Source organism: Dactylosporangium sp. NPDC048998 (genome assembly GCF_043197855.1).
Classification (GTDB): Bacteria; Actinomycetota; Actinomycetes; order Mycobacteriales; family Micromonosporaceae; genus Dactylosporangium.
Map to the genome: position 1 here is coordinate 20,852 of NZ_JBICTV010000027.1, position 24,948 is coordinate 45,799.

The window sequence follows — 24,948 nt, forward strand, 5'->3', positions numbered from 1 at the left end:
CTCGTGGTCCGGACGGCGACGTCATTCGACCGGCCCGGAGGCGTCCCCGCGGGCGGCGCGGCGGCGGCCGTGGTGGGCGTGCCGGCCGGCTCTGGCGCCCTCCCCGGCGTCCGCGGCGGCGGCCTGCGGGGACGCGGCCTCGCGGCCCGCGACATCCGGGGAGGCGGGTGCCGCGTCGAGCAGCTCGGCCAGGTCCCGGATCGTCGGGCGGGCGAACAGCTCGACCACCGGCAGTTCCCGGTCGAACTCGTCGGCGATACGCCGCTGGGCGCGGACCAGGTGGATGGAGTTGGCGCCGGCTTCGAAGAAGTTCGCGTCGACGTCGACGTCGACCCCTTCCATCACCTCGCGCCACAGCGCCGTCAGCCGCTCCACCGTGGGCCGTTCCACTGTGGACAGTTCCACCGTGGGCCGAGGCGTGCTGTCCACCGGCCGCTCTGCCGCTTCCGTCCCAGCCTGCGCCCGGCGCAGCAACGCGTTGCGGTCGACCTTGCCGTTCGAGGACAGCGGCAGCGCGGCGACCACCCGGATCTGCTGCGGCACCAGATAGGCGGGCAACCGCTCGGCCAGGCTGCCGCGCAGGGTGTCGGGCAGCCGCTCGGTGCCGCGCTGCGGGTCGGCCGGCGCGCCGCCAAGCAGGGTGTACAACACCGGCTGGTCCTGCTCCAACCGGAACGCCTCGCGCAGCGGCGGGGCGTAGACGTCACCCACGGGGCACAGGGCCAGGCCGAGCTCGGCCGCGCGCTGGCGCAGCAGCTGCGCCATGGTGCCCGCCTCGATCAGGCAGAACCGTTGCGCCAGGTCGCCGTAGACCGGTTCGATGACCGAGTTCCGGGCGACCAGGAAGACGGCGAACCCGCAGCCGTTCACCAGCGCCCGGTTCGCCTCGTCGTACAGCCGCGGGTCCAGCGGGCTGCCCGCCGCCGGGTCGCCGCCCAGCGGGACAAGCGTGGCGTCCGACGGGTCGAGGTAGTAGGTGCCCGCCGCCGGGTCGCCGCCCAGCGGGACAAGCGTGGCGTCCGACGGGTCGAGGTAGTAGGTGCCCGCCGCCACCCCGGAAACCCGGCCGGGGGCCGTCGCCAGGTAGGTCTGCACCGGGTACAGGCCGCCGGCGGAGCCGTAGGCGTAGCGGGGAATTCCGTCGTGGTCCTGCCGGGTCAGCACGGTCAGCAGCGCCGCCAGCTCGGCCGCGGCGACCGGGGCCGCCCCGAACGCGGTCGCGGTGCGCCCGCGTGGCGTGGTGCCCGCCGGCGCGCCGGCGGCGATCGCGGCCAGCTCGAGCGCTCCGCCCGGGGCGAGGTCCGTGCGCCGGGCCGGTTGCCGCAGCCGCAGGTCCAGGGTCCGCAGCCGGTCGCCGTCGAGCGCGGCGGCCGCCCGGGGCGCCGGCTCGGCCGGCCGGTCCGGCACCACGTAGGCGACCAGCCGGGCGGACAGGCCGGCCCCCTCGACCACGGCCACCGCCTCCCGCACGCCCTCCTGCCGGACCAGGGCCGCCTCGATCTCGCCCAGCTCGATGCGCATGCCGCGGATCTTGACCTGGGAGTCCTCGCGGCCGAGGAACTCCAGGTCGCCGTCGGGCAGCAGCCGGGCAAGGTCGCCGGTGCGGTAAAGCCGCTCGCCGGTGCCGGGATGCACGAAGAAGGCCCGGTCGGTCAGCTCCGGTGCGTTGCGGTAGCCCGTCGCGACGCCCAGGCCGCCGATGTACAGCTGCCCGGGCACCCACCACGGCCGGCGCCGCAGCTGGGCGTCGAGGACGTACATGCGCTGGTTGCGCATCGGCCGCCCGTACGGGATGCTTCGCCGGTCCGGATCGACGTGCCGCACCGGGTGCAGCACGGACCAGATCGACGCCTCGGTGGCACCGCCGAGGCTGATCACCTCGGCCCCCGGGGCCGCGGCGCGGATCGCGCCGGGCATCGCGACCGGGATCCAGTCGCCGCTGAGCAGCACCAGCCGCAGCCGCTCCAGCCAGCCGGCCGGATTGCCATCGACGTAGGTCAGCAGCATCTCCATCAACGCGGGCACGGAGTTCCAGACGGTGACGCCGTGCTCGTCGAGCAACCGGCGCCAGCATGCCGGGTCGCGCTCCTCGCCCGGCCCGGCGAGCACCAGCGTGGCGCCGGCGGCCAGGGTGCCGAAGATGTCCCACACCGACAGGTCGAAGCCGAGGGCGGACAGCCCGAAGACGCGGTCCCGCGGGCCCAGCCCGTACCGCTCGTTGACGTCGGCCACGGTGTTGAGCGCGCCCCGGTGGTCGATCATCACTCCCTTGGGCTCGCCGGTGGAGCCGGAGGTGTAGACGACATACGCCAGGGCGTCGGCAGCGGTGCCCGGCGGCTCGGGCAACGGCGTGCCGGGCGCCGTGAGCGCGTCGGCGAACCGCACCACCGGGAGCCCGTCGGGCAGCCGCCCGTCCGGCTCGAGGTCCGGTGGCACCACCACCGCCACGGCTCCGGCGTGGCCCAGCGACCGCGCCGCCCGCGCCGGCGGCGCCTGGCTGTCCAGCGGCAGGTAGGCCGCGCCGGCCCGGAGAATGCCGAGCACCGCGGCGACCTGCTCCCACCCCCGGTTGGCGAGCACGCCGACGACGTCCCCGGGTCCCGCCCCGAGCCCGCGCAGCGCGCGGGCCACCTGAGCCGACGCGGCGGCCAGCTCCACGTAGGTCACGGTGCCGGTGGCGGACACCACCGCGAGCCGTGCAGGGTCGTCCGCGGCCCGGGCGAGGAACGGTTCGTGCAGCAGCCCCCGCGGTACCGGTCCGGCGGTGTCGTTGAACTGCTCGTACGCATCGACCTGGGTGGGCGGCAGCAGCTCCAGGTCGGTGCTGTGCCAGGCCCGGGGGTCGGTGGCCAGCCTCGACAGCAGCGCCGTGTAGCTGCCGAACATGTCGTCGAGCAGCCCCGGCGGGAACAGCGCGTCGACGCTGTCCCAGGTGAGGCGCAGCCGGCCGGCGTCCTCGGCGATCTGGTGGTCGAGCCACACCTGCGGCGTCTGGGTGATGGTGTGGGCCACCCGCGCGCCGAGCTGCCCCAGCACGTCGCCGGCGCCGTCGGCGGCGGCCCCGAGCTCGCTGGTGAAGACCACCGGCATCGCGGAGTTCTCGACGCCCCGGCGCCGGGCCAGCTCGCCGGCCACCCACACGCCGCCGACCGTGCGGTGCTCCAGGTCTTCCCACAGCTGGCGCTGCACGGCGCGGGCACGGTCGAGGAAGCTGCCGCCGGCCGCGTCGGCGACCTCGAACAGGGTCAGCGCGGTGAAGTCGCCCACCAGCTCAGGCAGTTCCGGATGGTCGCCGTTGCGGTTGAACAGGGTCAGGTTGACGGTGAACCGGTCGTTGGCGGACCAGGTACCCAGCACGGTGGTGTAGGCGGTCAGCGCCAGCGCCGACGGCGTCACCCGGGCGGCCGCCGCGCGGGCCTTCAGCGCGGTCCAGGCCGGCTCGGGCAGGAATGCCTCGCGGCGGTGGAACCGAGTCCGTCGCAGGTCCTGCGCGCGCCGGGCGAGCGGCAACGCCGGTGCCGGCGGCAGGCTGTCCAGCCGGTCCCGCCAGTAGGCGAGGTCCCGCTCGTACCGCCGCCCGCGCCGGCCGGCCTGCTCGGCGAGCACGTAGTCGCGGAAGGACAGGGCCAGTGGGCGCGGGTCGAGCGTGCCCTGGTACACCGCGAGCAGCTCTTGCAGCAGGTGCCGCACGCTGCCGCCGTCCGCGATGAGGGTGTCGATGCTCAGGTGCAGGCGGGTGTCCGTGGCGTCGATCCGGGTGGCCCGCAGCTCGAACAGCGGCCACCGGTCGGCCGGCAGCACCTGGTGCGACATGCGCTCGCGCAGCGCCTGCAGCCGCTGCTCGCGCTCGTCGGCGGGCAGGTCGTGCAGGTCGGTGACCGCGACCTCGTAGCTCGGCACCTCGGGGAGGATCCGCTGCCGGCCGTCGCCGTCGACGACCAGGCGCAGCGCGTCGTGCCGGCGGATCAGCGCCCGCCACGCCTCGGCGAGCCGGGGCAAATCGATCCGCGGCGCGTCGAGTTCGAGGTACAGGTGGCAGGAGACGTCGCCGCCGACCGCCCCGCTTCGGCCGATCCAGTACGCCCGCTGCACGTCGGTGAGCGGGAACGGCTCGTGCCGGTTGCCGGGGTCGGGGCGCAGGGGGAGCTCCTGCGGCGCCGGGCCCGGGCGGCCGGCGCCATCGGCCGGGGCGGCGGTGTCGCCCGGGACGCCCGGCTCGGCCCGCAGCTCGTCCACCGCCGCGGCGAGCGCGGCAACCGTCGGCGTGCTGAACAACGTCCGCAGCGGCACCTGGACGCCGAACTGCTGGCGCAGCGCCGCGACCACCTGGGTGGCCAGCAGTGAGTGACCGCCGAGGAGGAAGAAGTCGTCGGCGGTACCGACCCGGTCGGCCTGCAGGACGTCGCGCCAGATGGCGCAGATGCGCTCCTCGGTGGGGGTGGCCGGGGGCACGAACGCGGTGCCGGATTCGGCCACGGCCGCCGGCTCCGGCAGTGCCGCCCGGTCGAGCTTGCCGTTGGCGGTCAGCGGCAGGGCGTCCAGCACGATGAACCGCGACGGGATGAGGTAGGCGGGCAGGTGCACGGCGAGCCCGGTGCGCAGCTCCTGCGGGGTCGGCGGCCGCTGCGGCGACTCGGCCACCAGGTAGGCGGCCAGCCCGGCCCGCTCGGTGCCCAGTCCGTGCGGTACGACCACGCACTGCGCAACGCCGGGCAGGCCGGCCAGCGCGGCCTCGACCTCGCCGGTCTCCACCCGAAACCCGCGGATCTTGACCTGGTGATCGTTGCGGGACAGGTACTCCAGCCGGCCGTCGCGACGCACGCGCACGATGTCACCGGTCCGGTAGCGGACCACGGCGGGATCGTGCGGGTCGGCGACGAACCGCTCGGCGGTCAGCTCGGGCCGGCCGAGGTACCCGGCGGCCACCCCGGCTCCGCCGATGTACAGCTCGCCGGGGACGCCGAGCGGCACCCGGCGGCCGTGCGGGTCGAGCACCCGCAGGCTGGTACCGGCGATCGGGCGGCCGATGGTGACCGGGCCGGCGGCGGAGACCCCGGCGTAGTCCACCACGTCGGCGGTCGACCACACCGTGGTCTCCGTCGGCCCGTACATGTTGTGCAACGAGCCCGACAGGTGCGGGGCGAGCCGCTGGACCAGGTCCCGGTCGAGGGGCTCGCCGCCGAGCAGCAGCTGGCGCAGCCGGCGCAGCGCGCCCGGATCCGGCTCGGCCAGCAGGGACCGGGCCAGCGAGGGGGTGCACTGCAGGTGCGTGACCCCGTACCGGCGGATCAGCGCGGTCAGTGCGGCCGGGCGTTGCGGTGTGCCGGTGCCGCCACCCGCGCCCGCGCCGGCCCGCAGCGCGCCGAGGCGAGGCAGCCCGGCGACCGCGGCGTCCACGGGCACCCCGAAGTCGACCAGGCAGGCGATCTCGTCCACGCCGGCCGCGGACAGCCGCAGCACCAACGGCAGCCGGTCCTCGACCGTCCCGATCAGCGAGGCGTCGTGCAGGTAGCGGCTGCACGCGTGGTCCAGCAGCGCCTCCTCGTCCTGCGGGGTGAAGCCGGCCGCCCGCACATCGACACCGAGCCGCCGGGCCATGTTCTCGATGAGCCCCACCGACGAGCGCAGGTACTCCCGGAACGGCTGCCACGCCCGGTCGCGTACCTCGGCGTCGTCGGTACCCAGGAACGCGTGCACCATGAGCGTGACGTGCGGCTCACCGGGATGGCCGGCGGCCGCCCAGGCGTCCCGGTAGACCCGGATCCGCTCGCCGAGCTCGTCGACGCTCTGCCCCAGCAGGTGGGTCAACAGCCGGGCACCGATCTCCCCGGCGCGACGGCAGGTCTCCACGTTGCCGGAGGAGGTCAGCCAGAAGGGCAGCTCGGACTGTACCGGCCGGGGCAGCACACCGACCCGCACCGGTTCGCCGTCCGGGCCGGCCAGTTCCAGCGCCTCGCCCCGCCACAGCCGGCGCACCTGGTCGATGCCGGCGACGGTGCGTCGCTGGCGGTCGGTGTAGGCGTCCGGGGCGAGGACGAAGTCGTCGACGTGCCATCCGGACGCGAACGACAGGCCGACGCGACCGCCGGAGAGGTTGTCCACCACCGCCCAGTCCTCGGCGACCCGGACCGGATGGTGCAGCGGCAGCACGACGCTGCCGGCGCGGATACCGACCCGGCGGGTGACCTGCGCGACGGCGGCGGCCAGGACGGCCGGTGCCGGGAACGGGCCACCGAAGGCGTGGAAGTGCCGCTCGGGCAGCCACACCGCGGCGAACCCGGCCGCGTCGGCGAAGCGGGCCCCCTCCATCAGCAACCGGTACCGGTCCGGGCCGGGGGTGGCAGCGCCGGCGTCGCTGGCGAAGTAGAACAGGCTGAAGTCGACCGCGGCAGCGGCGGCGGGCTCGCCGTCCGGGGCGAGCACCACCCGGTGGCCCCGGCTGAGGGTCCACAGCAGCTCCAGCACCGAGATGTCGAAGGAGACGCTGGTGACCGCGAGCCAGCAGACCGGCCCGTCGGTGCGTACCACGCGGTCCATCGCCGCCAGGAAGGCGGTGAGGTTGCGGTGGCGGACCACCACGCCCTTCGGCCGGCCGGTGGAACCGGAGGTGTGGATGACGTACGCCGGGGCCTGCGGATCCGTCACCGCGTCGGCCGGCCGGTCCGCACCGGCCGGGCCGAGATCGCGGTCCAGGTCGATCAGCCGGCATCCGGCGGGAGCCCGGCCACGGGTCGGGGTGTGCACGAGCACCACCGCGGGGGCGGCGTCCGCGACCACGTAGGCCAGCCGGGCCGGCGGGTAGTCGGGGTCGAGGGGAAGGTAGGCGGCGCCGCAGCGCAGGATCGCCAGCATCGCCGCGGGCAGGTCCGCCTCGCGGCGCAGGCACAGCCCCACTCTGTCGCCGGGGCGTACCCCGGCGGCGCGCAGGGCCGCCAGCACCTGGTCCGAGCGCTCGGCCAGCTGCCGGTATGTGAGCTCCGCGCCGGTGACGGTGACCAGGGCAGGCGCCTCGGGGCGCTCGCGCGCCGCGCGGGCGAACGCGGCCACCACGTCCTCGCCCCCGTCGGGCAGCGGTTCCCCCAGCTCGGCGGGGGCCAGCTGCGCGGCCTCGCCATCGGTGAGCGCCAGCAGCGACGACAACCGCCGGCCCGGATCGGTGGTGCCCTCACGCAGGACCCGGACGAACACGTCGACGAGCGTGCGTATGCTCGCCTCCTCGAACAGGTCGCGGCTGTACTCGCACACCCCTGCCGTGCCGGTGCCGTCGCGGGCCAGTTCGATGCTCAGGTCGAGCCGGCACAGCCCGTTGTCCACGTCGACGTGGGTGATGGCCAGTCCGGGCAGGTCGACCTCGCCGCCGGGCACGTTGCGGTAGCCGAACTGGACCTGGTAGAGCGGCGCGTGACTCGTGTCGCGCTCGGGCCGCAGTTCCCGGACCAGCCGTTCGAACGGCACCCGGGCGTGGCCGAACGCCTCCAGGGCGGTGCTGCGCACCCGCCCGAGGACCTCGGCGAAGGTGGGGTCACCGCCGAGATCGGTGCGCAGTGGCAGGCTGTTGACGAACATGCCGACCAGGGCCTCCACCTCGGGGCGGTCGCGTCCCGCGACGGGAACACCCACCACGATGTCCTCCTGCCCGCAGTGCCGGGCCAGGACGGCCTGCCAGGCCGCGAGCGTCACCATGAACGAGCTGGCCCGCTCGGCCCGTGCCAGCTCGTCGATCGCGGTGGTCAGGCCGGCGTCGAGCGCGAAGTGCACCCGGCCACCGCGGTGGCTGGGCACGGCCGGTCGCGGCCGGTCGGTGGCCAGGTCGAGCAGCTGCGGCGCGCCGGCGAGCCGGTCGCGCCAGTAGGCGAGGTCCCCGGCCAGCGCCGCATCGGTGAGGACCCGGCGCTGCCAGGCCGCCCAGTCCGCGTACCGGACGGCCGGTGGCGCCGGCGGCGCCTCGGCGGTGCGGTGCGCCCGGTAGCGCGCCGCCAGCTCGTCGACCAGGACGGCGCGCGACCACGCGTCACCGACCAGGTGGTGGTTGACCGCCACGAGCAACGCCCGCTCGTGCGCGATGCGGATCAGCAGCGCCCGGAACAATGGCCCGCGGGTCAGGTCGAACGGGCGGGCGGCCTCCTCCTCGGCCAGCCGGCGGGCGGCCGCATCGGCCTGCTCCAGCGGCTGTCCGGACAGCTCGACCACGCGCAGCACCGGTCCGATGCGCTCCAGGACCCGCAGCCCTGGCGTGCCGCCGGCCGGGTCCACGACGCTGCGCAACGCCTCATGGCGCTCGGTCAGTCCGCCCAGCGCGGCCTCCAGCGCGGCGAGGTCGAGCGGCCCGTCCAGCCGCAGCGCCACGTACTCGTTGAACGCCCCCGAGCCGGGGTGCAACTGCTCCAGGAACCACAGCCGTTCCTGGCCGAACGACAGCGGCGGCGCGATGCCCGCCTCACCCGGTCGCGGACCGTCGGAGCCCGGCTCGGTGGCGGCCTGACCTGCCCCGCCCCGGATCCGCGCGGCGAACGCCGCCCGCTGTTCGGGGGTCAGCCGAGCCAGCCGATCCTCCCGGTCCTCAGCGCCGAATCCGCGCTGGTGTGCTGCGGGACTAGTCATGACGCTCCAGTTCGGCGAGGATTTGCTGCTCGATCTCGGCGGCGACGTCGGCGACCCGGCCGCCTTCGAAGAAGATCCGGGCCGGCACGTCGACCTCGAACTCGGCGCGTATCCGGGCGACGATCTGCGCGGCGAGCAGCGAGTGCCCACCCAGGTCGAGGAAGTCGTCGAGCACGCCCACCCGCTCCAGGCCGAGCATCTCGCCGTAGATCTGCGACACCCGCGCCTCGGCGTCGGTGCGGGGAGCCAGGAACGCGGTCGCGAGCTCGGGCCGCGGCGCGGCGACGGTGAGCGGCAGGGCGGTGTGCGGCTCGGCGGCCAGCAGCAGCCGCCCGCCCTCCACCCGGGCGCCGGGCCGGGCGAGCACCACCCGCCCCGGCGGCCCGGCCAACGCCGCGCGCAGCGCGCGTACCCCCTGTCCCGTGCTCAGCGCGCCGTCGAGCATGCGCCGTCGCAGCTCCCGCAGGTTCGCCGGGACCGTGGCCGCGCTGGCCATCCCCACCTCCGCCCACATGTCCCAGTCGACGGCCAGCACGTACCGCCCGCCGGCGGCGGCCGACTCCCCCGCCGCCGACAGGTAGGCGTTGGCCGCGGCGTAGTCGGCCTGGCCGTAGGTCGGGATCACGGTCGCCAGCGACGAGCACAGGACGACCACGCCGGCCTCGTCCGGCGGCAACGCGTCGAGCAGGTGCCGCAGCCCGGCGGTCTTCGGGCCGAGTACCGCACGCATCTCGTCGTCGGTGCGCAGCTCGACCGATCCCCCACCGGGCAGGCCGGCGGCGTGGACCAGCCCGTCGATCCGGCCGAAGCGGGCCCGGACTTCGTCCAGTGCCCGCCGCACGGCCGCGGCGTCAGTGACGTCGGCCTGGACGGTCAGCACCTCGGTGCCGGCGGCCCGCAGGTCGCGCAGTGCCCGCGCAGCCGGCCCGGGGTCGTCCGGGCCGGGGGCGACGCGGCGGCTCAGCAGCGCCAGCCGTGCCCCGATCGACCGGGCGAGGTCGGTGGCCACCGCCAGGCCGATGCCGCCGAGTCCGCCGGTGACCAGGTAGGTGCCGCCCGGGGTCAGCCGGCCGGAGCCGCCGTGGCCGGCGTCACCCGCCGGTGGGTCCACCCGCTCCACGGCGCGGGCGAGGACCGCACCGCCGCGCAGGGCGAGCAGCGGCGCGTCGGCGGTCAGCAGGGCGCGCAGCACGTCCTCCGCGGCGTCGGCGTCGACCGGCTGGTCGGCGGGGAGGTCGACCTGGGTGCACCGGATGTTGCGGTACTCCTCCCCCAGCACCAGTGCCGGGCCGCTGAGCAGTGCGGAGGCCGGGTCCGGCCGGTCGGACGCGGTGGCCCGGAAGGCACCCGCGGTGAGCAGTCCGAGTCGTACCTCGTTGACCACGCTCGTCGCGGTCATCGCCCGCACCAGCCGGATCAGGCCGAAGTAGGCCGCGGTCGCGTCACCTGCCGCGTGCGCCTCGGCGGACAGCCCCCAGGCGTACAGCACGGCGGTGGGGGTGCGCACCAGGGCCCGCAGGTCGTTCAGGAGCTTGCTGTACTGGGCCGGGTCGGCCGGATCCAGCTCGTACACGCCGCGGCGCACCCGCTGGTACTGCGGGCCGGGCCGGACCGTGGTGACCACCTGTCCACGCGCGGTGAGCCGGTCGACCACCGGCTGCGCCAGCCCGGCCGCGTCGAGGAACACCAGCCAGGTGTGCCGGCGGGCGGCGAACGGGTCCGGCCGGCCGGCATCGTTCGGGAGGGAGTCGGGGAGGGCGTCGGGGAGGGTGCGCCAGACGAGCCGGGCGTACACCGCCTCGTCCGGATCGCCGTCGACGTCACCGGCCGGCGATCCGGTCGCGCCGGGCTCGATCCAGTGCCGGACCCGCTCGAACGGGTACCCGGGCAGGCGCGCCACCCGGGCCTCGGATGCGGCCGGTTCCCACCGCACCGCCACCCCGTGTGTCCACAGGCCGCCGAGGCAGCGCGCCGCGCTGCGGGCCTCGTCGGGTCCGGACCGTGGGTGGCGACCGGCCAGCGGCGGCGGAGCCAGCCTGACCCGGTCCGGGTCGACGCCGCCGACCGCGCGGACCAGGTCGGTCAGCACGCTGCCGGGGCCGCTCTCGACGAGCACGACCCGCTCGTCGAGGCCGGCGACCTGGCGCAGCCCGTCGGCGAAGCGGACCGGTTCGCACAGGTGCCGCGCCCAGTACGCCGCGCTGGTGGCCTGCTCGGCGGTGATCCAGTCGCCGGTGACGTTACACACGAACGGGATCGCCGGCGCCCGCAACGGCAGGCCGTCGAACAGGGTGGTCAAGGTCTCGGCGGCCGGCTCGCAGCTCGGGCTGTGGTACGCCCGGTCGACCGCCAGCGGCAGCGGGCGCAGGCCGCGTTCGGTCAGGTGCCGCGCGAGCCGGTCCAGCTGCGCGGGTGGGCCGGAGAGCACGGTGGCGGCGGGACCGTTCACCGCGGCGACCGAGACCCCGTGCGCCTCGGCGACCTCCCGGGCGTCCGCCTCGCCGAGGCCGACGGCGAGCATGCCCCCGGGCGCGGTCGCCTCCAGCAGCCGGCCCCGGGCGGCCACCAGTGCCAGTGCGTCGGGGAGCGGGAGCACGCCGGCCAGCACGGCGGCGGAGTACTCGCCGAGGCTGTGTCCGAGCAGCGCCGCCGGATGTACCCCCCAGTGTTCCAGCAGCCGCGCCGTGGCGTAGCTGATCGCGAGCACGGCGGGCTGCACGAACGAGGTCCGGGCGCACTCCTGCGGCGAGCCGTGGCGCAGCACGTCCAGCAGCGGCCGGTCCAGATGCGACCGCAGCAGGTCGGCGCAGTGCTCGAGTGCCGCGCGGAACACCGGATGGGTCCGGTGCAGGTCCACCGCGCTGCCGGCCAGCGACACACCCTGGCCGGGCAGCAGGAACACCACCGGCGGATGGCCGTCGACGGCCCGCGCGTCCAGCCGGTCGGCAGCGGCCCGGCCACGCAGCGCCGCCGCCGCGCTGGACGCCGTGCCGGTGGCGGTGACCACGCGGCGGTGCGGCAGCTGGCGGCGGCCCGTGCACAGCGTGCGGGCGACGTCGGCGAGTGGCCGGTCCGGGTGCGCCTCCAGGTCAGCGGCGAGTCGCTCGGTGAGCGTGTCCAACGCCGCCGGCGTGCGGGCCGACAGCGGCAGCGCGACCGGGAACGCCGGCGCGCCGGTGGCGGCCGGCTCGGGCGGGGCCTGCTCCAGCACGACGTGCGCGTTGGTGCCGCCGATGCCGAACGCGCTGACCGCCGCTCGGCGCGGCCCGCGGCGCACCGGCCAGTCGATCAGCCGGTCCGGTACGAAGAACGGGCTGGTGTCCAGGGACAGGGCGGGATTGGCGGGCCGGCCGTGCAGGCTCGCCGGGATCTGCCCGTTGCGCAGCGCGAGGACCGCCTTGATCAGGCCGGTGATGCCCGCCGCCGTGTCGAGGTGGCCGAGGTTCGACTTCACCGAGCCGAGCGCGCACCAGCCGGTGGCCGGTTGCGGGGCGTCGTCGCCGTCGGCGGACCGGTAGGCGGCGGTCAGGGCCGCCACCTCGATCGGGTCGCCGATCGGCGTGCCGGTGCCGTGCGCCTCGACGTAGCCGATCGTCCGCGGCGCCACCCCGGCGACCGCGAGCGCTTCACGGATGACCGCGGACTGGCCGCTCACCCCCGGGGCGGTGAAGCCGACCCGGGCGGCTCCGTCGTTGTTGACCGCGGACCCGAGCAGGACCGCGTGGATCCGGTCGCGGTCGGCCACGGCATCGGCGAGGCGCTTGAGGACCACGACCCCGGCGCCGTTGCCGAACACGGTGCCCGAGGCGTCGGCGCCGAACGGCCGGCAGTGCCCGTCCGGGGACTCCACGCCGCCGCGCATCGGGAGGTACCCGCTGTGGCTGGGTACGGTCACCGTCACGCCACCGGCCAGCGCCAGGTCGCACTCGTGGGTCAGCAGGCTCTGCGCCGCCAGGTGCACCGCCACGAGGGAGGTGGCGCAGGCCGCCTGCACGGTGACGACCGGGCCGCGCAGGTTGAGCTTGTACGCCGCCCGGGTGGTGAGCTGGTCGGGCTGGTTGGCCTGGAAGAGCATCGGGACGCCGAGACTGGCCTGCAGGTCGGTGCGCGGGAGCAGGTTCCTGATCAGGTAGCTGCTGAGCATGGCGCCCGCGTACAGCCCGATCGGGCCGGCGAACCGGTCCGGATCGCAGCCGGCGTCCTCCAGCGCCGCCCAGGCGCATTCCAGGAAGATCCGCTGCTGCGGGTCGATCACGGCCGCTTCCAGGGCGCTGTAGCCGAACAGCTGGGCGTCGAAGCCGGCCACATCGGCCAGTACACCTTTGGCGGGCACATACCCGTCGGCGTCGGCGAGTTCGTCCTGCACCCCGGCGGCCCGCAGCTCGGCACGGGTGAACCGGCGCACCGCCTCGGTGCCGCGGGCGAGCAGGTCCCACAGCTCGTCGACCGAGTCCGCGCCGGGGAACCGCCCCGACATGCCGATGATCGCGACCCGGTTGTCCGGCTCGCCGTACTCCTGTTCGGCCGGCTGCGCGTTCATGGTGCCCTCCCCCGGCTCAGACGGCCATCAGGTAGCGCTGGAACCGGGGCATGAGGAACCCCAGCGCCTGGACCTCGACCGGGGTCAGGTCCGGGTGCCAGACGTCCCACAGGAGGACCGCGCGCTGCTCGGTGCCCCTGTTCCACGCCTCGTGGATGAAGCTGTCGTCGAAGAGGATCACGTTGCCCGGCTCCCAGGTCCGCTCCGCGTCGGCGACCTTGATCGCGCAGCCGGGCGGGACCACCAGCGGCAGGTGCGCGGTGAGCAGCAGGTTGACCCCACCGGTGTGTGGGGTGATGTGGACGCCGGGATTGAGGATGGTGAACATGCCGTCGCGCGGCCCGTGCGGGGTGCGCTCCACCGCCGCGTACGTCGCCGGGCAGCGCCGGCGTGCCTCGTCCCGCCAGCTGCCGTTGCGGTACAGCTGGTAGGTGTCCCAGCCCTGCCAGCCGAGTTCCTTCGTGTAGAGGTCCTCGTACGGGGCGAACCTGGCCTGCTCCGCACGCAGCGCGAGGAACTCCGCACGGATCTGTTCGAAGGAGGACTCGATCTCGGCGACCCAGGGCAGGTTCGCGGTCTCGTGCCAGGGCAGGGCGCTGATCCCCGGGAAGAACAGTCGGGTCGGCTCCTGCTCGTCGTGCAGGTACGTCGGTACTCGCTGGCCGACCAGGATGCGCAGGCACTCCTCGACCCGGTCCAGCCCGCCGGCGCCGAAAGCGGCCCGCAGCTGGACCAGCACACTGTCCACGTCCATAGCTGTTCCTTCTGTCGTCGTTGTGCCGAGCGGTGGCGCGAGGCCGGCGGCCGGGCGGTCAGCCGGTGGTGCGGCGGCGGGCCTGGGCCCGGACCGCGGCACGCCGGCGTGATCCGCGCCCGGGGTCGTCGGGGTGGGGGGCATCGGCCGGCGGGGCATCGGAGGTGCCGGCCACGGCGTCGAGGCCGGCGGCGAATTCCGCGACGGTGGGCCGGGCGAAGATGTCGACCAGCCGGACCTGCCGCCGCAGTCGGGCGGTCAGCAGGACCTGCAGCCTGGCGGCGCGCAACGAGTCGCCGCCGGCGTCGAAGAAGTTCGTGTGCCGGCCGACGGTGCGGCCGTCGAGCACCACCTGCCAGACGTCGGCCACGAGCCGCTCCAGGCCGTCGCCGGGGGGCGCGTCCGCCGGTGGCCCGCCGCCGTCGGGCACCGGCAGCCGGCTTCGGTCCCGCTTGTTGGTGCCCGTGCGCGGCATCGCGTCGAGCAGGACGACCGTCTCCGGCACGGCTGCGGCCGGAAGCTGGGCGGCCAGGTGCTCGCGCAGCTGGGCCCCGGTGACACCGGCGGCGGCCACGGCGTAGCCGACCAGGCGCGGCTCGAGGTCGCCGTGCACCGCGGCGGCGGCCTCGACGACCAGCGGGTGGGCCTCCAGCAACGCCTCGATGGCGCCCAGCTCCACCCGGTTGCCCCGGATCTTGACCTGGCTGTCGGTCCGCCCGACGAAGTCCAGTTCTCCGCTCGGCAGGTACCGGCCCAGGTCGCCGGTGCGGTACAGCCGGCCATCGCGCTGCCAGGGGTCGGGCCGGTAGGCCCGCTCGGTCTCCGCCTGCCGCCGGTGGTAGGAGCCGGCGAGCAGGTCGCTGCGGAGGTGGATCTCGCCGGTGACCCCGACGGGGCAGGGCCGGCCCCGGTGGTCGAGCACGAGCGCCTGCCGGCCGGGAATCGGTACCCCGATCGGCACCGACCGGGTGAACCGCTCACCCGGCGCGATCTGCCGGTGGCTGGCCAGGATGCATTCGGTGGGTCCGTAGAGGTTGTGCAGCCGGGGCCCGCGCGAGCGGTCGGCCCAGCGGTGCGTCAGCGACACCGGCAGGACCTCGCCGGCGAGCAGGACGTGCGCCAGTTCGGGCAGGTGGGTGCCGGTGGCGTCCAGCACGTCGGTGATCAGCGCGAAGAAGGCGGGCACGGTCTGCAGCTGGGTGATCCCCTCGGCCCGAAGCCACTCCACCATGGCGACCGGGTCGCGGCGCTGTTCCACCGGCGGCACGCACAGCGTCGCGCCCGCGGTCAGCGCGGCGAACACCTCGGTGTACGCGGCGTCGTAGGTGAACGGTGCCCACTGCGCCACCCGGCTGTCCGCGCCGATGCCGAAGCGCTCCGCCTGCCAGCGGGCGAACTGCGCGAAGGACGCGTGGGACAGCACGATGCCCTTGGGCAGCCCGGTCGAGCCGGACGTGTACACGAGGCAGAGCGGATCGGCGGCGCGGACCGGCGCCGGGTCGGGCGCCGGCACCCCGTCGTCGGTGGGCAGCGGGAGCACCGGTACTCCCCCGAACCGGTTGGCGCTCGGGTCCCACAGCCGCGGGTGGCGGGACAGTGCCGGTTCGGTGGCGAGCACGCACACCGGTTCGGCGTCGCGCAGCAGCGCGTCCAGCCGCGCTTCGGGGTCGGCCGGGTCGAGCACGGCGAACGCGGCGCCGGCCTTGGCGATGCCGATGATCGCCGCGGTCTGCTCCGGGCCGGTCGGCAGCAGCACCGACACGAACCGGCCGGTGAGCTGTCCGGCTAGCTCAGCCGGCTGGGCCGCGCGGATCACCGCGGCGGCGATCCGGTCGCTCCACCGGTCGAGTTCCCCGTAGCGGACCACCGTGGTGCCGTACCGGATCGCGGGGCGGTCCGGGTCGGTTAACCCGTGCCGCAACGCCGTGAGAACGGTCCCCGCCCGGTCCCGGATCAGGCCCGGCGGCGCCGCGGGTGCCGGCGACGGCACCGGGTCGCCGCCGAGGTCGACCGGGTCGAGCGAGGCGTTCGGATCGGCCAGGGCCGCGGCGAGCAACCGGTCGAAGTGGGCCAGGAACCGCTCGGCGAGGGCGGCGTCGAACCGCCCGGCGGCGTACTCGAGGCGCCCGGCGAGCCGGTCGGGGTGCTCGTCGAGGGCGAGGGTCAGCTCGTACTTCGCGGTGCCGGTGTCGACCGGGCGCAGCGTGCCGACCGCGTCGCCGAACCGCAGGGACTGCGGCGGCGCGGGCTGGAAGACCAGCATCGCCTGGGCGAGGGTGGGCCGGGTCAGGTCGCGGTCGAGGTTGAGCTCGGCGACCAGGCGGTCGAACGGCACCAGCGCGTGGCCGAGGTCGGCGGCGACCAGCCCGGCGACCCGGGCGGCGAGCTGCGCGAAGGTCTCCGTATCCGTGAACCCGACGCGTACCGGCAGGGTGTTCATGAGCAACCCGACGACCTCGTCGGTGCCCGGCCGGCCGCGGTTGGCGGCGGGCACCCCGACCACCACGTCGTCGGTGCCCGCGTACCGGCCGAGCAGCGCGGCGAAGACACTCAGCAGTACGGTGAACGGGGTGACGCGCAGGCGGGCGGCCACCTCGCGCAGCCGGACGGTGCGCTCGGGACCGACGTTCACCGGCAGGGTCCGTCCGGCATCGGACCGCCCGCGCGGGCCGGTCGCGGGGTCGACGGGCAGATTGAGCGTGCCGGAGTACCCATCAAGCCGGCGGGTCCAGTAGGCCAGGTCCGCCCGGGCGGCCGCGGCACGGGCCGGGTCGGCGGCGTACTCGACGAAGTCCAACCGGGGTGGCGCGAGCGGACCTGGCCTGCTGGACCCGCCGCCTGCGGCGTCGTACAGCCGGGCCAGTTCCCGGGCCGCGACGTGGACCGACCAGCCGTCGACCGCGATGTGGTGCGCCGCGAGCAGCAGCGTGCACCGCCGTTGCGTCTCCCGCACCAGCACCGCGCGCAGCAGCGGCCCGTGATCGAGGTCGAACGGCCGGGTCGCGGCGTCGCCAACCTGTGCGGCGAGCCGACCGGGCCGCTCGGCCGGCGCGACGCCACGCAGGTCGAGCAGTTCCAGCCCGATGGGCACGTCCGGCTGGCAGACCAGCAGCGGCTCGCTGCCGGCCAGCTCGCACCGGGCGGTCAGCACGGGGTGGCGGCGGCCCAGCTGGGCGAACGCGTCGGCCAGGGCGGCCGGGTCGAGCGGACCGTCGATCTCGACCCGGGCGGCGAGGTGGTAGGCGGCGGATTCGGGGGCCAGGCGGTGCAGCAGCCAGAACTGTCGCTGCTGGTCGGTGAGCGGGACCGTGCCGGCACGCGCGGACTCGGCGGCGGGGGCGGGTTGCCCGCCGGATAGCGGCGGTGGGAGCGGGGTGGCCGGCGGTGGTTCGGGCAACGCCCGGGCGAGCGCGGCCACCGTCGGCTCCCGGTAGAACTCCGCCAACGACGGCGCCCGGCCGAGAGCGGCCTCCACCTGCGCGAGCAGCCGGGTGGCCGCGATCGAGTTGCCGCCGGCGGCCAGGAAGTCGTCGGTACTGCCGACCCGCTCCACCGGGGCGCCGAGGACCGACGCCCAGATCGCCGCGACCGCGTTCTCGGCGGCCGTCACGGGCGGCATCCGCCCGGTTCCGGGGCCCAGTTCGGCCGCGATGCGGGCCAGGGCCGGCCGGTCCACCTTGCCGCTGACGTTGAGCGGCAGCTCGGGCCGGCAGACGATGAGCGGTGGCACGACCGCGGCGGCGAGCCGCTCGGCGAGGTGCCGCCGGAGGGTCGCGGCGAACGCCGGGTCGTCGGTTGCGTCGGGGCTCGGCACGACGAAGGCGACCAGCCGCGGCCGGTCGGGTGCCCGGTCGAGGAGCACCGCCGCCTGGCGCACCGCCGGATGGGCCAGCAGGGCCGCCTCGATCTCGCCGAGCTCCACCCGGTGCCCGTTGATCTTCACCTGTTGATCCCGCCGGCCGAGGATGACCAGCCGGCCGTCGGGCAGGTGACGTGCGAGGTCACCGGTGCGATAGACGGTTCCGCCGGCGGGGTCGACCGGGTCGGCGACGAATGCCGCGGCGGTCAGCTCGGGACGGCGCCAGTACCCGGCGGTCACCCCGGCACCGCCGATCACCAGCTCGCCGACGGCGCCGCGCGGCACCAGCCGGTCCCCGCGGCCGAGGATGTAGCAGACGGTGCGGGCAACAGGCCGGCCGACCGTGACCGGCTCGTCCGGGTGGATCCGCCCGGCCGTCGACCAGATCGTCGTCTCGGTGGGGCCGTAGAGGTTCCACACCTGCGCGCAGCGGGCCAGCAGCCGACGGGCGAGTTCCGGCTCGAGCGCCTCCCCGCCGCAGAAGGCGCGCAGCCCGGGCCGGCCCGCCCAGCCACCGTCGAGCAGCCCGCGCCACAGCGACGGGGTCGCCTGCATGACGCTCGCCCCGCTGTCGTGCAGCAGCCGGCCCAGCGCGACCGGGTCGCGGCCCACGCCGTCCGGACCCACGACCACCCGGCCGCCGGCGACCAGCGGCGCGAACAGCTCCAGGATCGAGATGTCGAACGTGATCGACGTGACCGCGACCAGCACGTCGTCGCGCGTGAGACCCGGCTCGTCCGCGACGCTGGACAGCACGTTCAGCACGCCGTCGTGCCGCACCGCAACGCCCTTGGGCGCTCCGGTGGAGCCGGAGGTGTACATCAGATACGCGAGGGCGTGCGCGGCCGGGCCGTCAGGGAAGGGGACCGGCCCCGGATCGGAGCCGTCGTCCGCGGTGAGCGCGTCGAGCGCGACGACCGGGACGGTCGCGGCGTCGGCGGCCGGCGCGGCGTCGGTGACCGTCAGGCAGGGACCGCTGTCCCCGATGATCTGCTCCCGGCGCCCGGCCGGCAGCGCCTCGTCCAGGGGCACCAGCACCGCCCCGGCGCGCCAGACGCCGAGGATCAGGGCCACCAGCCGGGCGTCACGGCGCACGAGTACCGCGATCCGGTCGCCGGGCCGCACCGCGAAGCGGCCGGCCAGCCGCCCTGCCACCCGGTCGGCGAGCTCGCCGAGCCCGGCCCGGGTGAGGGTCGTACCACCGCAGGTCACGGCCGGCGCGGCGCCGTCCGCGGCGGCCAGTGCGCGCAGCGCGCCGGGAACCGTGGGGGCCGGCGGCGGCTCGGTGCCCGCCCGGTTGAAGTCGACCAGAAGCTGGTGGCGGCCGGCCGGACCGAGGAGGTCGACGTCGGCCAGCGGCCGGTGCGGGTCGGCGACCGCCACGGTGAGCAGGCGGGCGAGCGCGCCGAGCAGTGCCTCGGCCGTCTGCGGGGCGAGCAGCGCGGTTCGGTACTCCAGCCGCAGGTGGAGCCCACCGTCGGCGGCGGGGCCGGCGAACAGCGAGACGTCGTACTTGGCGGTGCCGCTGTGCACCGGCACCGGCGCGCTGGCCGTGCCGGGCAGGGTCAGCGCGGCGGGCGGCCCGCTGTGGAACGCGTACATCGTCTGGAACAGCGGGGTGCGCCCGCTGCCGGAACCGATGCGTTCGACCAGCAGATCGAACGGGACGTCCCGGCGCCGCAGGTCGGCGCGCAGCCGGTCGCGCACCCGGCGCAGCGCCTCCCGGAACGTCGGCGTCCCGGTGAGGTCCACGCGGTGCGCCACGAGGTTCAGCAGCGGCCCGATGGTGCCGGCCAGTTCGGGCCGGCCACGCACGGCGGCCGGTACCCCGACGACCAGATCGTCCTGGCCGGCGTAGCGGGACAGGACCGCGGCGAACCCGGTCAGCACGACCGCGGGCAGGGTCGCCAGCTCGGTGCGGCCCAGCGCGGTCAGCTCGGCCACCAGCGCCCTCGGCAGGGTCGCCTGCCGCACGTCCCCCCGCACGTACCGGGCGGCCGGCGACTCGGCCGGTGCGTCGGCGCTCTCGTGCGGCAGGGAGAGCACGGGCAGGTCCCCGTCCAGCCGCTCGCGCCAGTAGGCCCAGTGGGTCTCGTCGGGCTCGGGCAGACCGCGCTGCCAGGCCGCGTAGTCGCTGAAGTCGCTGGAGTCGCCGCCCGGCGGGGTGGTCGGGGTGGTGCCGGCGCGCCCGGTCTCGACGGCGTACCGGTCGGCCAGGCCGTGCAGGAAGATCCGGAAGGCCCACGCGTCGACCACGAAGTGGTGTGCCACGAAGAGGACCACGTGCCGCCGCGGCGCGAGCCGGAACACGTGGGTGCGCACCAGCGGTGGCCGGCTGAGGTCGAACGCGGTGGCGGCCGCCCGGCGCAGCGCCCGGGACAGCTGCTCGTCGGATGCGCCGTCGAGCTCGGCGCGGTGTACCGCGGGCGTGACCCGCTCGGCGAAGTGCTGGCGTGGCTCCCCGTCGGCGCCGGTGGCCACGGCGCACCGCATCATCTCGTACCGGCCGGTCAGGTACGACAGCGCGCGTTGCAGGGCGGCGACGTCCAGCGGGCCGTCGATGCGGTACGCGGCGGTCTCGTTGTGCAGTGCGGTGTCCGGCAGCAGCTGCTCCGCCCGCCAGATGGCGCTCTGCGCGAACGACAGCGGGGCGATGGCGCGGTCGGCGCGGGCCGGGATGCGTGCCGCGCCCATCAGCGCCGTCCTGTCGCGTCGCGACCGGTGTCGCCGGGCGGGTACCCGGCACCGTCCGGCGGGTGCTGCGCCGCGCCGGGGGCGGCGGCCACCGCCGTCGCCAGGCCGGCCACGGTCGGGTCGGTGACGAAGACGCGCAACGGCACGTCCACCCCGAAGCGGGCGCGCATCCGGTCCAGCAGCCGCGCCGTGCGCAGCGAGTCCCCGCCGAGCAGCGCGAAGTCGTCCCGCCGGCCGACCGAGGGCAACCCCAGCAGCTCGACCCAGATCGCGGCGATCTCGGCCTCGAGTCCCGCGTTCGGCTCGTGGGTCCGGTCCGCGGCACGGGCCGCCGCCGGCGACGGCAGCCGGCGTCGGTCGACCTTGCCGCTGAGGGTGCGGGGCAGGGCGGCCAGCCGCACGTACAGGGCGGGACGGTGTGCCTGCGGCAGAGCGGCCGCCGCGTGCGAGCGGAGCGTCTCCTCGCCGACCTCGCCGGCGACCACGTAGGCGCACAGCAGCGGGTCGGAGCCGGCCTCCTCGACCAGGGCCGCGCACACGTCGGTCACCGCGGGGTGCCGGCGCAGCACGTCCTCCACCTCGCCGAGCTCGACCCGGACGCCGTTGACCTTCACCTGCTGGTCCCGCCGGCCCAGGATCTCCAGGTCGCCGCCGGGCCGCAGCCGGCCCAGGTCGCCGGTGCGGTACCGGTACGGGCCGGCGAAGCCGCCGGTGTACCCGTCGAGGTAGCCGCCGAGCCGGAACGGGGTCTTGATCTCCACCTCGCCGATCTGGTCCACGACGGGGCGACCGGCGACCAGGACCCGTACCTCGACCCCCGGCATCGGCCGGCCGACCGGCACCACGGGCCCGGCGGCGTCCTCGGCGGTGAGCCGCCGGAACACCTTGGTCATCGTGGTCTCGGACGGGCCGTACAGGTTGATCAGGGGCACCCGGCGGCCTGGACCGGCGTGCCACCACTCCACATCGGACGGACGGACCGCCTCACCGGCCAGCAGCACCGCGCGCAGCTGCGGCAGGCGGTCCGGACCCGGTGCGGCGGCCCGCATCGTCCGCCACAGCGTCGGCACGCAGTGCAGCACGCTGATCCGCTGCTCCTCCAGCCAGTCCAGCAGCCCATCGCCGACCGGCACCTCCCCGGGGACGTGCGCGCTGCCACCGGCGCACAGCGGCAGCAGCGCGTCGCGGAGAAACGCGTCGAACCCGGGCGAGGTGAGCATCGAGACCCGGCTGTGCGGACCGACGCCGAACTCCGCGATCTCCCACTCCACGAAGTGCGCGACGGCGGCGAGGCTGCCGGCGATCCCCTTCGGCCGGCCGGTGGTGCCCGAGGTGAAGTAGACGTACCCGGCGTCGGGCGCGGTGCCGGTCGACGCCGGCCACGGTCCCTCGGCGGTCGTCTCGGCCGTGAGGTGCACCGGCCCGATGCCTGACGGGCCCGCGACCGACGCCGCACCCGCGGGCGGGCCCGCGCCGTCGCTCAGCACCACGGCCGGTCGCAGCTGCTCCGCCATCGCCGCCAGCCGGGCCGCCGGCTGGCCCCGGTCGACCGGCGCGAACGCACGCCCGAGTGAGGCACAGGCCAGGATCGCGGCGGTCGTCAGGGCCCGGTCCTCGCACGCGACCAGGACCGCGCCGTCCGGCGCGGCCGCCAGGTCCCGGCGCAGCCCACCGGCGAGCCCGGCCAGTTCCCGGTAGGTCCACACCCGATCGGGAGTGACCAGTGCCGGATTGTGGCCGCGCAGCCGCACCTGCGACGCCCAGCGGTCGAGGAGATTCGGGTACGTCACAGCTCTGCGCTCCGGATCCTGCTCGCGACGATCGCCAGTGGATCGATCATGGGGAACTCACCGGCCAGGCCGATGACGTCGACCGCGCGGGCGACCAGGTGAAGCTCGGTGCAGGCGGCGACGGAAGCCTTGACGCCGTAGCGCACCTGGAGCCGGTGCAGCAGATCCAGCCCGGCCAGTGGCTCACCGCCGCGCTTGAGCCGGTAGATCTCACGGTGCAGAGCCTCCTGATCCGCGGCGCGGAGCCGGACCAGCCGGTCGGCCGCGCCTCGTCGCCGGTCCGGGGAGAACCGGTCCGGGGAGAAGATGCCCGCTCGGGCCGCACCGCTGGTGCACAGCAGCAGGTGCGGCGCGGAGGCGCGGTCCAGCTCGTCGTGGATGACGTCGACGAGCGACACGCACCGGCACGCCAACTCGGGGGGCAGGTCCGCGAACACGTGGTGCGCCGTCACGCAGGCGATCACCACCCGCTCCGCCCCGGCACCGACCAGCCTGCGTACGGCCAGCTCCACGGCCCGGCGCAGCTCGTCGGCTGCCCCGCGGTCGAGGGCCGACGTGCGATCCACCACCGCCGGGTCGGAGTACAACAGGATCCGCGGACTGTCCTGCTCGGCGAACCAGTCGCCACCCGCGTACAGCCCGCGCAGGAACTCCGCCGAGGCCAACGGGCCCATGCCGCCGACGATGCCGACGAGCGGGTGCCGCAGCGCACCGCCGGGCCGTGGCTCCGCGTCGGTGACCACCGGGCTCATCGGCGACCGGATCAGCCCAGGCACGGCAGATCGAACTCCTCCAGGAAGACGGCGAAGGTGGCGACGAGCATCAGATAGTCGACGTCGAGGTGCGGGTGCACCGCCGGACCCCCCTCCCGCTGCCTGCGTACCAACGCGTCCACCGTCGCCGGATTGAAGTACCCCTGCCGGCGCACCAGCGAGGGCGACAACAGCTCGGCGAACCAGTCGACGCCGGCGGCGAGCAGGTCGCTGCTGGTCGGACCGCGAAACCCGAACTTGGGTCGGTGGACCACCTCGTCCGGTACCAGCCCGGCGGCGACCCGGCGCAGCACCGCCTTCTCCCGCCCGTGGGCCACGAGCAGCTCGGGTGGCATCGCGGTGGCCAGGTCGATCACGGCCGGGGCGAGGAACGGCAACCGCAGCTCCACCCCGTTGGCCAGCGCCATCCGGTCGCCGTGGTCGCCCAGGAGGTGGTCGGCGAGTCGGAGGTGGAAGTCCAGATAGGACCGCTGGTGCAGCGGGTGCCGGCCGGCCAGCGCGGCCGGGTCGACCAACTGCTGGCCGGTGACGGCGAAGTCGTCGAACCCTTCCGCCAGGTCCTCGGCGTACAGCTCGCGGCGGAACTCGGCGGCGGGCAGCTGATCCTGCTCGTAGCCGATGTCCACACCCCACATGCGCTGTCTGATCTCGCGCTCGAGGTGGGCGTCCAGACCGCCCAGCCGGTTGCCGCCGACGCCGGCCGCGGCAAGCTGGTAGCTGCGGTAGCCGCCGAACAGTTCGTCGGCCCCCTCGCCGGTGAGCACCGCCCGCACGCCGCTCTCGCGCACCGCGGCGGACAGCAGCAGCGAGCAGACGTTGTACGACTCCCGCACCGGGGATTCGCAGTGCCGGACCATCCGGCGAAAGCACGCGGCCACGTCCGGCTCGGACACCGGCACCTCCCGGTGCGCGGTGCCGAGCTTCTGGGCGACCAGCCGCTGGAAGCCGCGCTCGTCGAAGTCGCTGCCGGGAAACGTGACGGCGTAGCTGGGCCAGCGGTGACCCGGCCGGGCGGTCCCCAGCAGGGCGGCGATCAGGCTGGAGTCGAGTCCACCGCTGAGGTAGGTCCCGACCGCGACGTCGGCGTGCGCGCGCGCCTCGACGGCCGCGCTGAGCGCCGGGGCGACCTGCTCGGCCCACCGGTCCAGTTCCCGGTCGACGTCGGTGACCGGTGCGAGGCTGTCAGCGGGCGGGAACTCCAGGTCGCGATAGCGCTCCAGGCGAATCCCGGTGTTGTCGGCGATGAGTCGCTCGCCCGGGCGTAGCGCCCGGATGCCGGCGAACATGGTCCGCGGGCTGACCAGCCCGGGCAGGGTCAGCGCCTGGTCGAGGCCGGCCAGGTCGACCTGGCGGGGCACCCTCGGGTGGTGCAGCAACGCCTTGATCTCGGAGGCGAACAGCAGGCATCGGTCCACGACCGTGTAGAACAGCGGCACGATGCCGGCCGGATCGCGGGCCAGCACCAGCCGGCCCCGGCCGGCGTCGTGGACGGCGAACACGAACTGGCCGTCCAACCGGTCGGTGATGGCGAGTCCGTACTCCTGGTACAGCGGGCCGAGCACCTCGGTGTCGCATCCGGTGCGAAACCGGTGCCCCCGGCGGACGAGCTCGGCACGCAGTTGCCGGTGATTGAATATCTCGCCGTTGCAAACGACGGTCACCGCACCGTCGTCGGTCCGCCATGGTTGGTGGCCGTGTTGCGGATCGTTGATCGCGAGTCGCCGGAAGCCCAGCGACACCGCGCCGTCGTGGTGGAACCCGTCCCCGTCCGGCCCCCGGTGCCGCAGCGCTCGGGCCATCTGCCGAACGAGGTCGCCGCCGTGTCCTACAAGATCCCCGTTCTCCCGGCTGGACAAGTCGAGAGCGAACGCGCCAACTAAACCACACATTGGGATAGATCCCCCGCGATGGCTTGAAGCGGCACAGGCCGGTTAGCA

At 75.4% G+C, this 24,948-nt stretch carries 7 protein-coding genes; all 7 read right to left on the reverse strand.

The window, feature by feature from the left end; translation table 11 throughout:
* Positions 1-21 precede the first annotated feature (21 nt).
* The 7 genes from ACGFI8_RS37245 to asnB are packed head-to-tail and all read right to left on the reverse strand — an operon-like array spanning position 22 to position 24,900.
* Positions 22-8,601 (reverse strand): amino acid adenylation domain-containing protein, encoded by an 8,580-nt coding sequence (locus ACGFI8_RS37245; protein WP_392811865.1) that lies wholly within the window; start codon positions 8,599-8,601, stop codon positions 22-24.
* A complete protein-coding gene (locus tag ACGFI8_RS37250) occupies positions 8,594-13,141 on the reverse strand; it encodes an SDR family NAD(P)-dependent oxidoreductase (protein WP_392811867.1) in 4,548 nt (1,515 codons plus the stop codon). Before ACGFI8_RS37250 ends, ACGFI8_RS37245 begins: the two co-directional genes overlap by 8 nt.
* A gap of 16 nt (positions 13,142-13,157) precedes the next feature.
* The gene (locus tag ACGFI8_RS37255) at positions 13,158-13,895 is read right to left on the reverse strand and encodes an aspartyl/asparaginyl beta-hydroxylase domain-containing protein (protein ID WP_392811868.1); all 738 of its coding nucleotides are present in this window, start codon (positions 13,893-13,895) and stop codon (positions 13,158-13,160) included.
* Between the two features lie 58 nt (positions 13,896-13,953).
* On the reverse strand, positions 13,954-20,448 hold the full coding sequence (locus ACGFI8_RS37260; protein WP_392811870.1) for an amino acid adenylation domain-containing protein: 6,495 nt from the start codon (positions 20,446-20,448) through the stop codon (positions 13,954-13,956).
* The gene (locus ACGFI8_RS37265) at positions 20,448-22,238 is read right to left on the reverse strand and encodes a non-ribosomal peptide synthetase (protein ID WP_392811872.1); all 1,791 of its coding nucleotides are present in this window, start codon (positions 22,236-22,238) and stop codon (positions 20,448-20,450) included. Before ACGFI8_RS37265 ends, ACGFI8_RS37260 begins: the two co-directional genes overlap by 1 nt.
* Positions 22,235-23,014, reverse strand: coding sequence for an aspartate/glutamate racemase family protein (locus tag ACGFI8_RS37270; protein ID WP_392811874.1), 780 nt, complete (start codon positions 23,012-23,014; stop codon positions 22,235-22,237). Before ACGFI8_RS37270 ends, ACGFI8_RS37265 begins: the two co-directional genes overlap by 4 nt.
* The gene (gene asnB / locus ACGFI8_RS37275; protein WP_392811875.1) at positions 23,002-24,900 is read right to left on the reverse strand and encodes an asparagine synthase (glutamine-hydrolyzing); all 1,899 of its coding nucleotides are present in this window, start codon (positions 24,898-24,900) and stop codon (positions 23,002-23,004) included. The genes ACGFI8_RS37270 and asnB overlap by 13 nt, the downstream gene beginning before the upstream one ends.
* Positions 24,901-24,948: the final 48 nt, after the last annotated feature.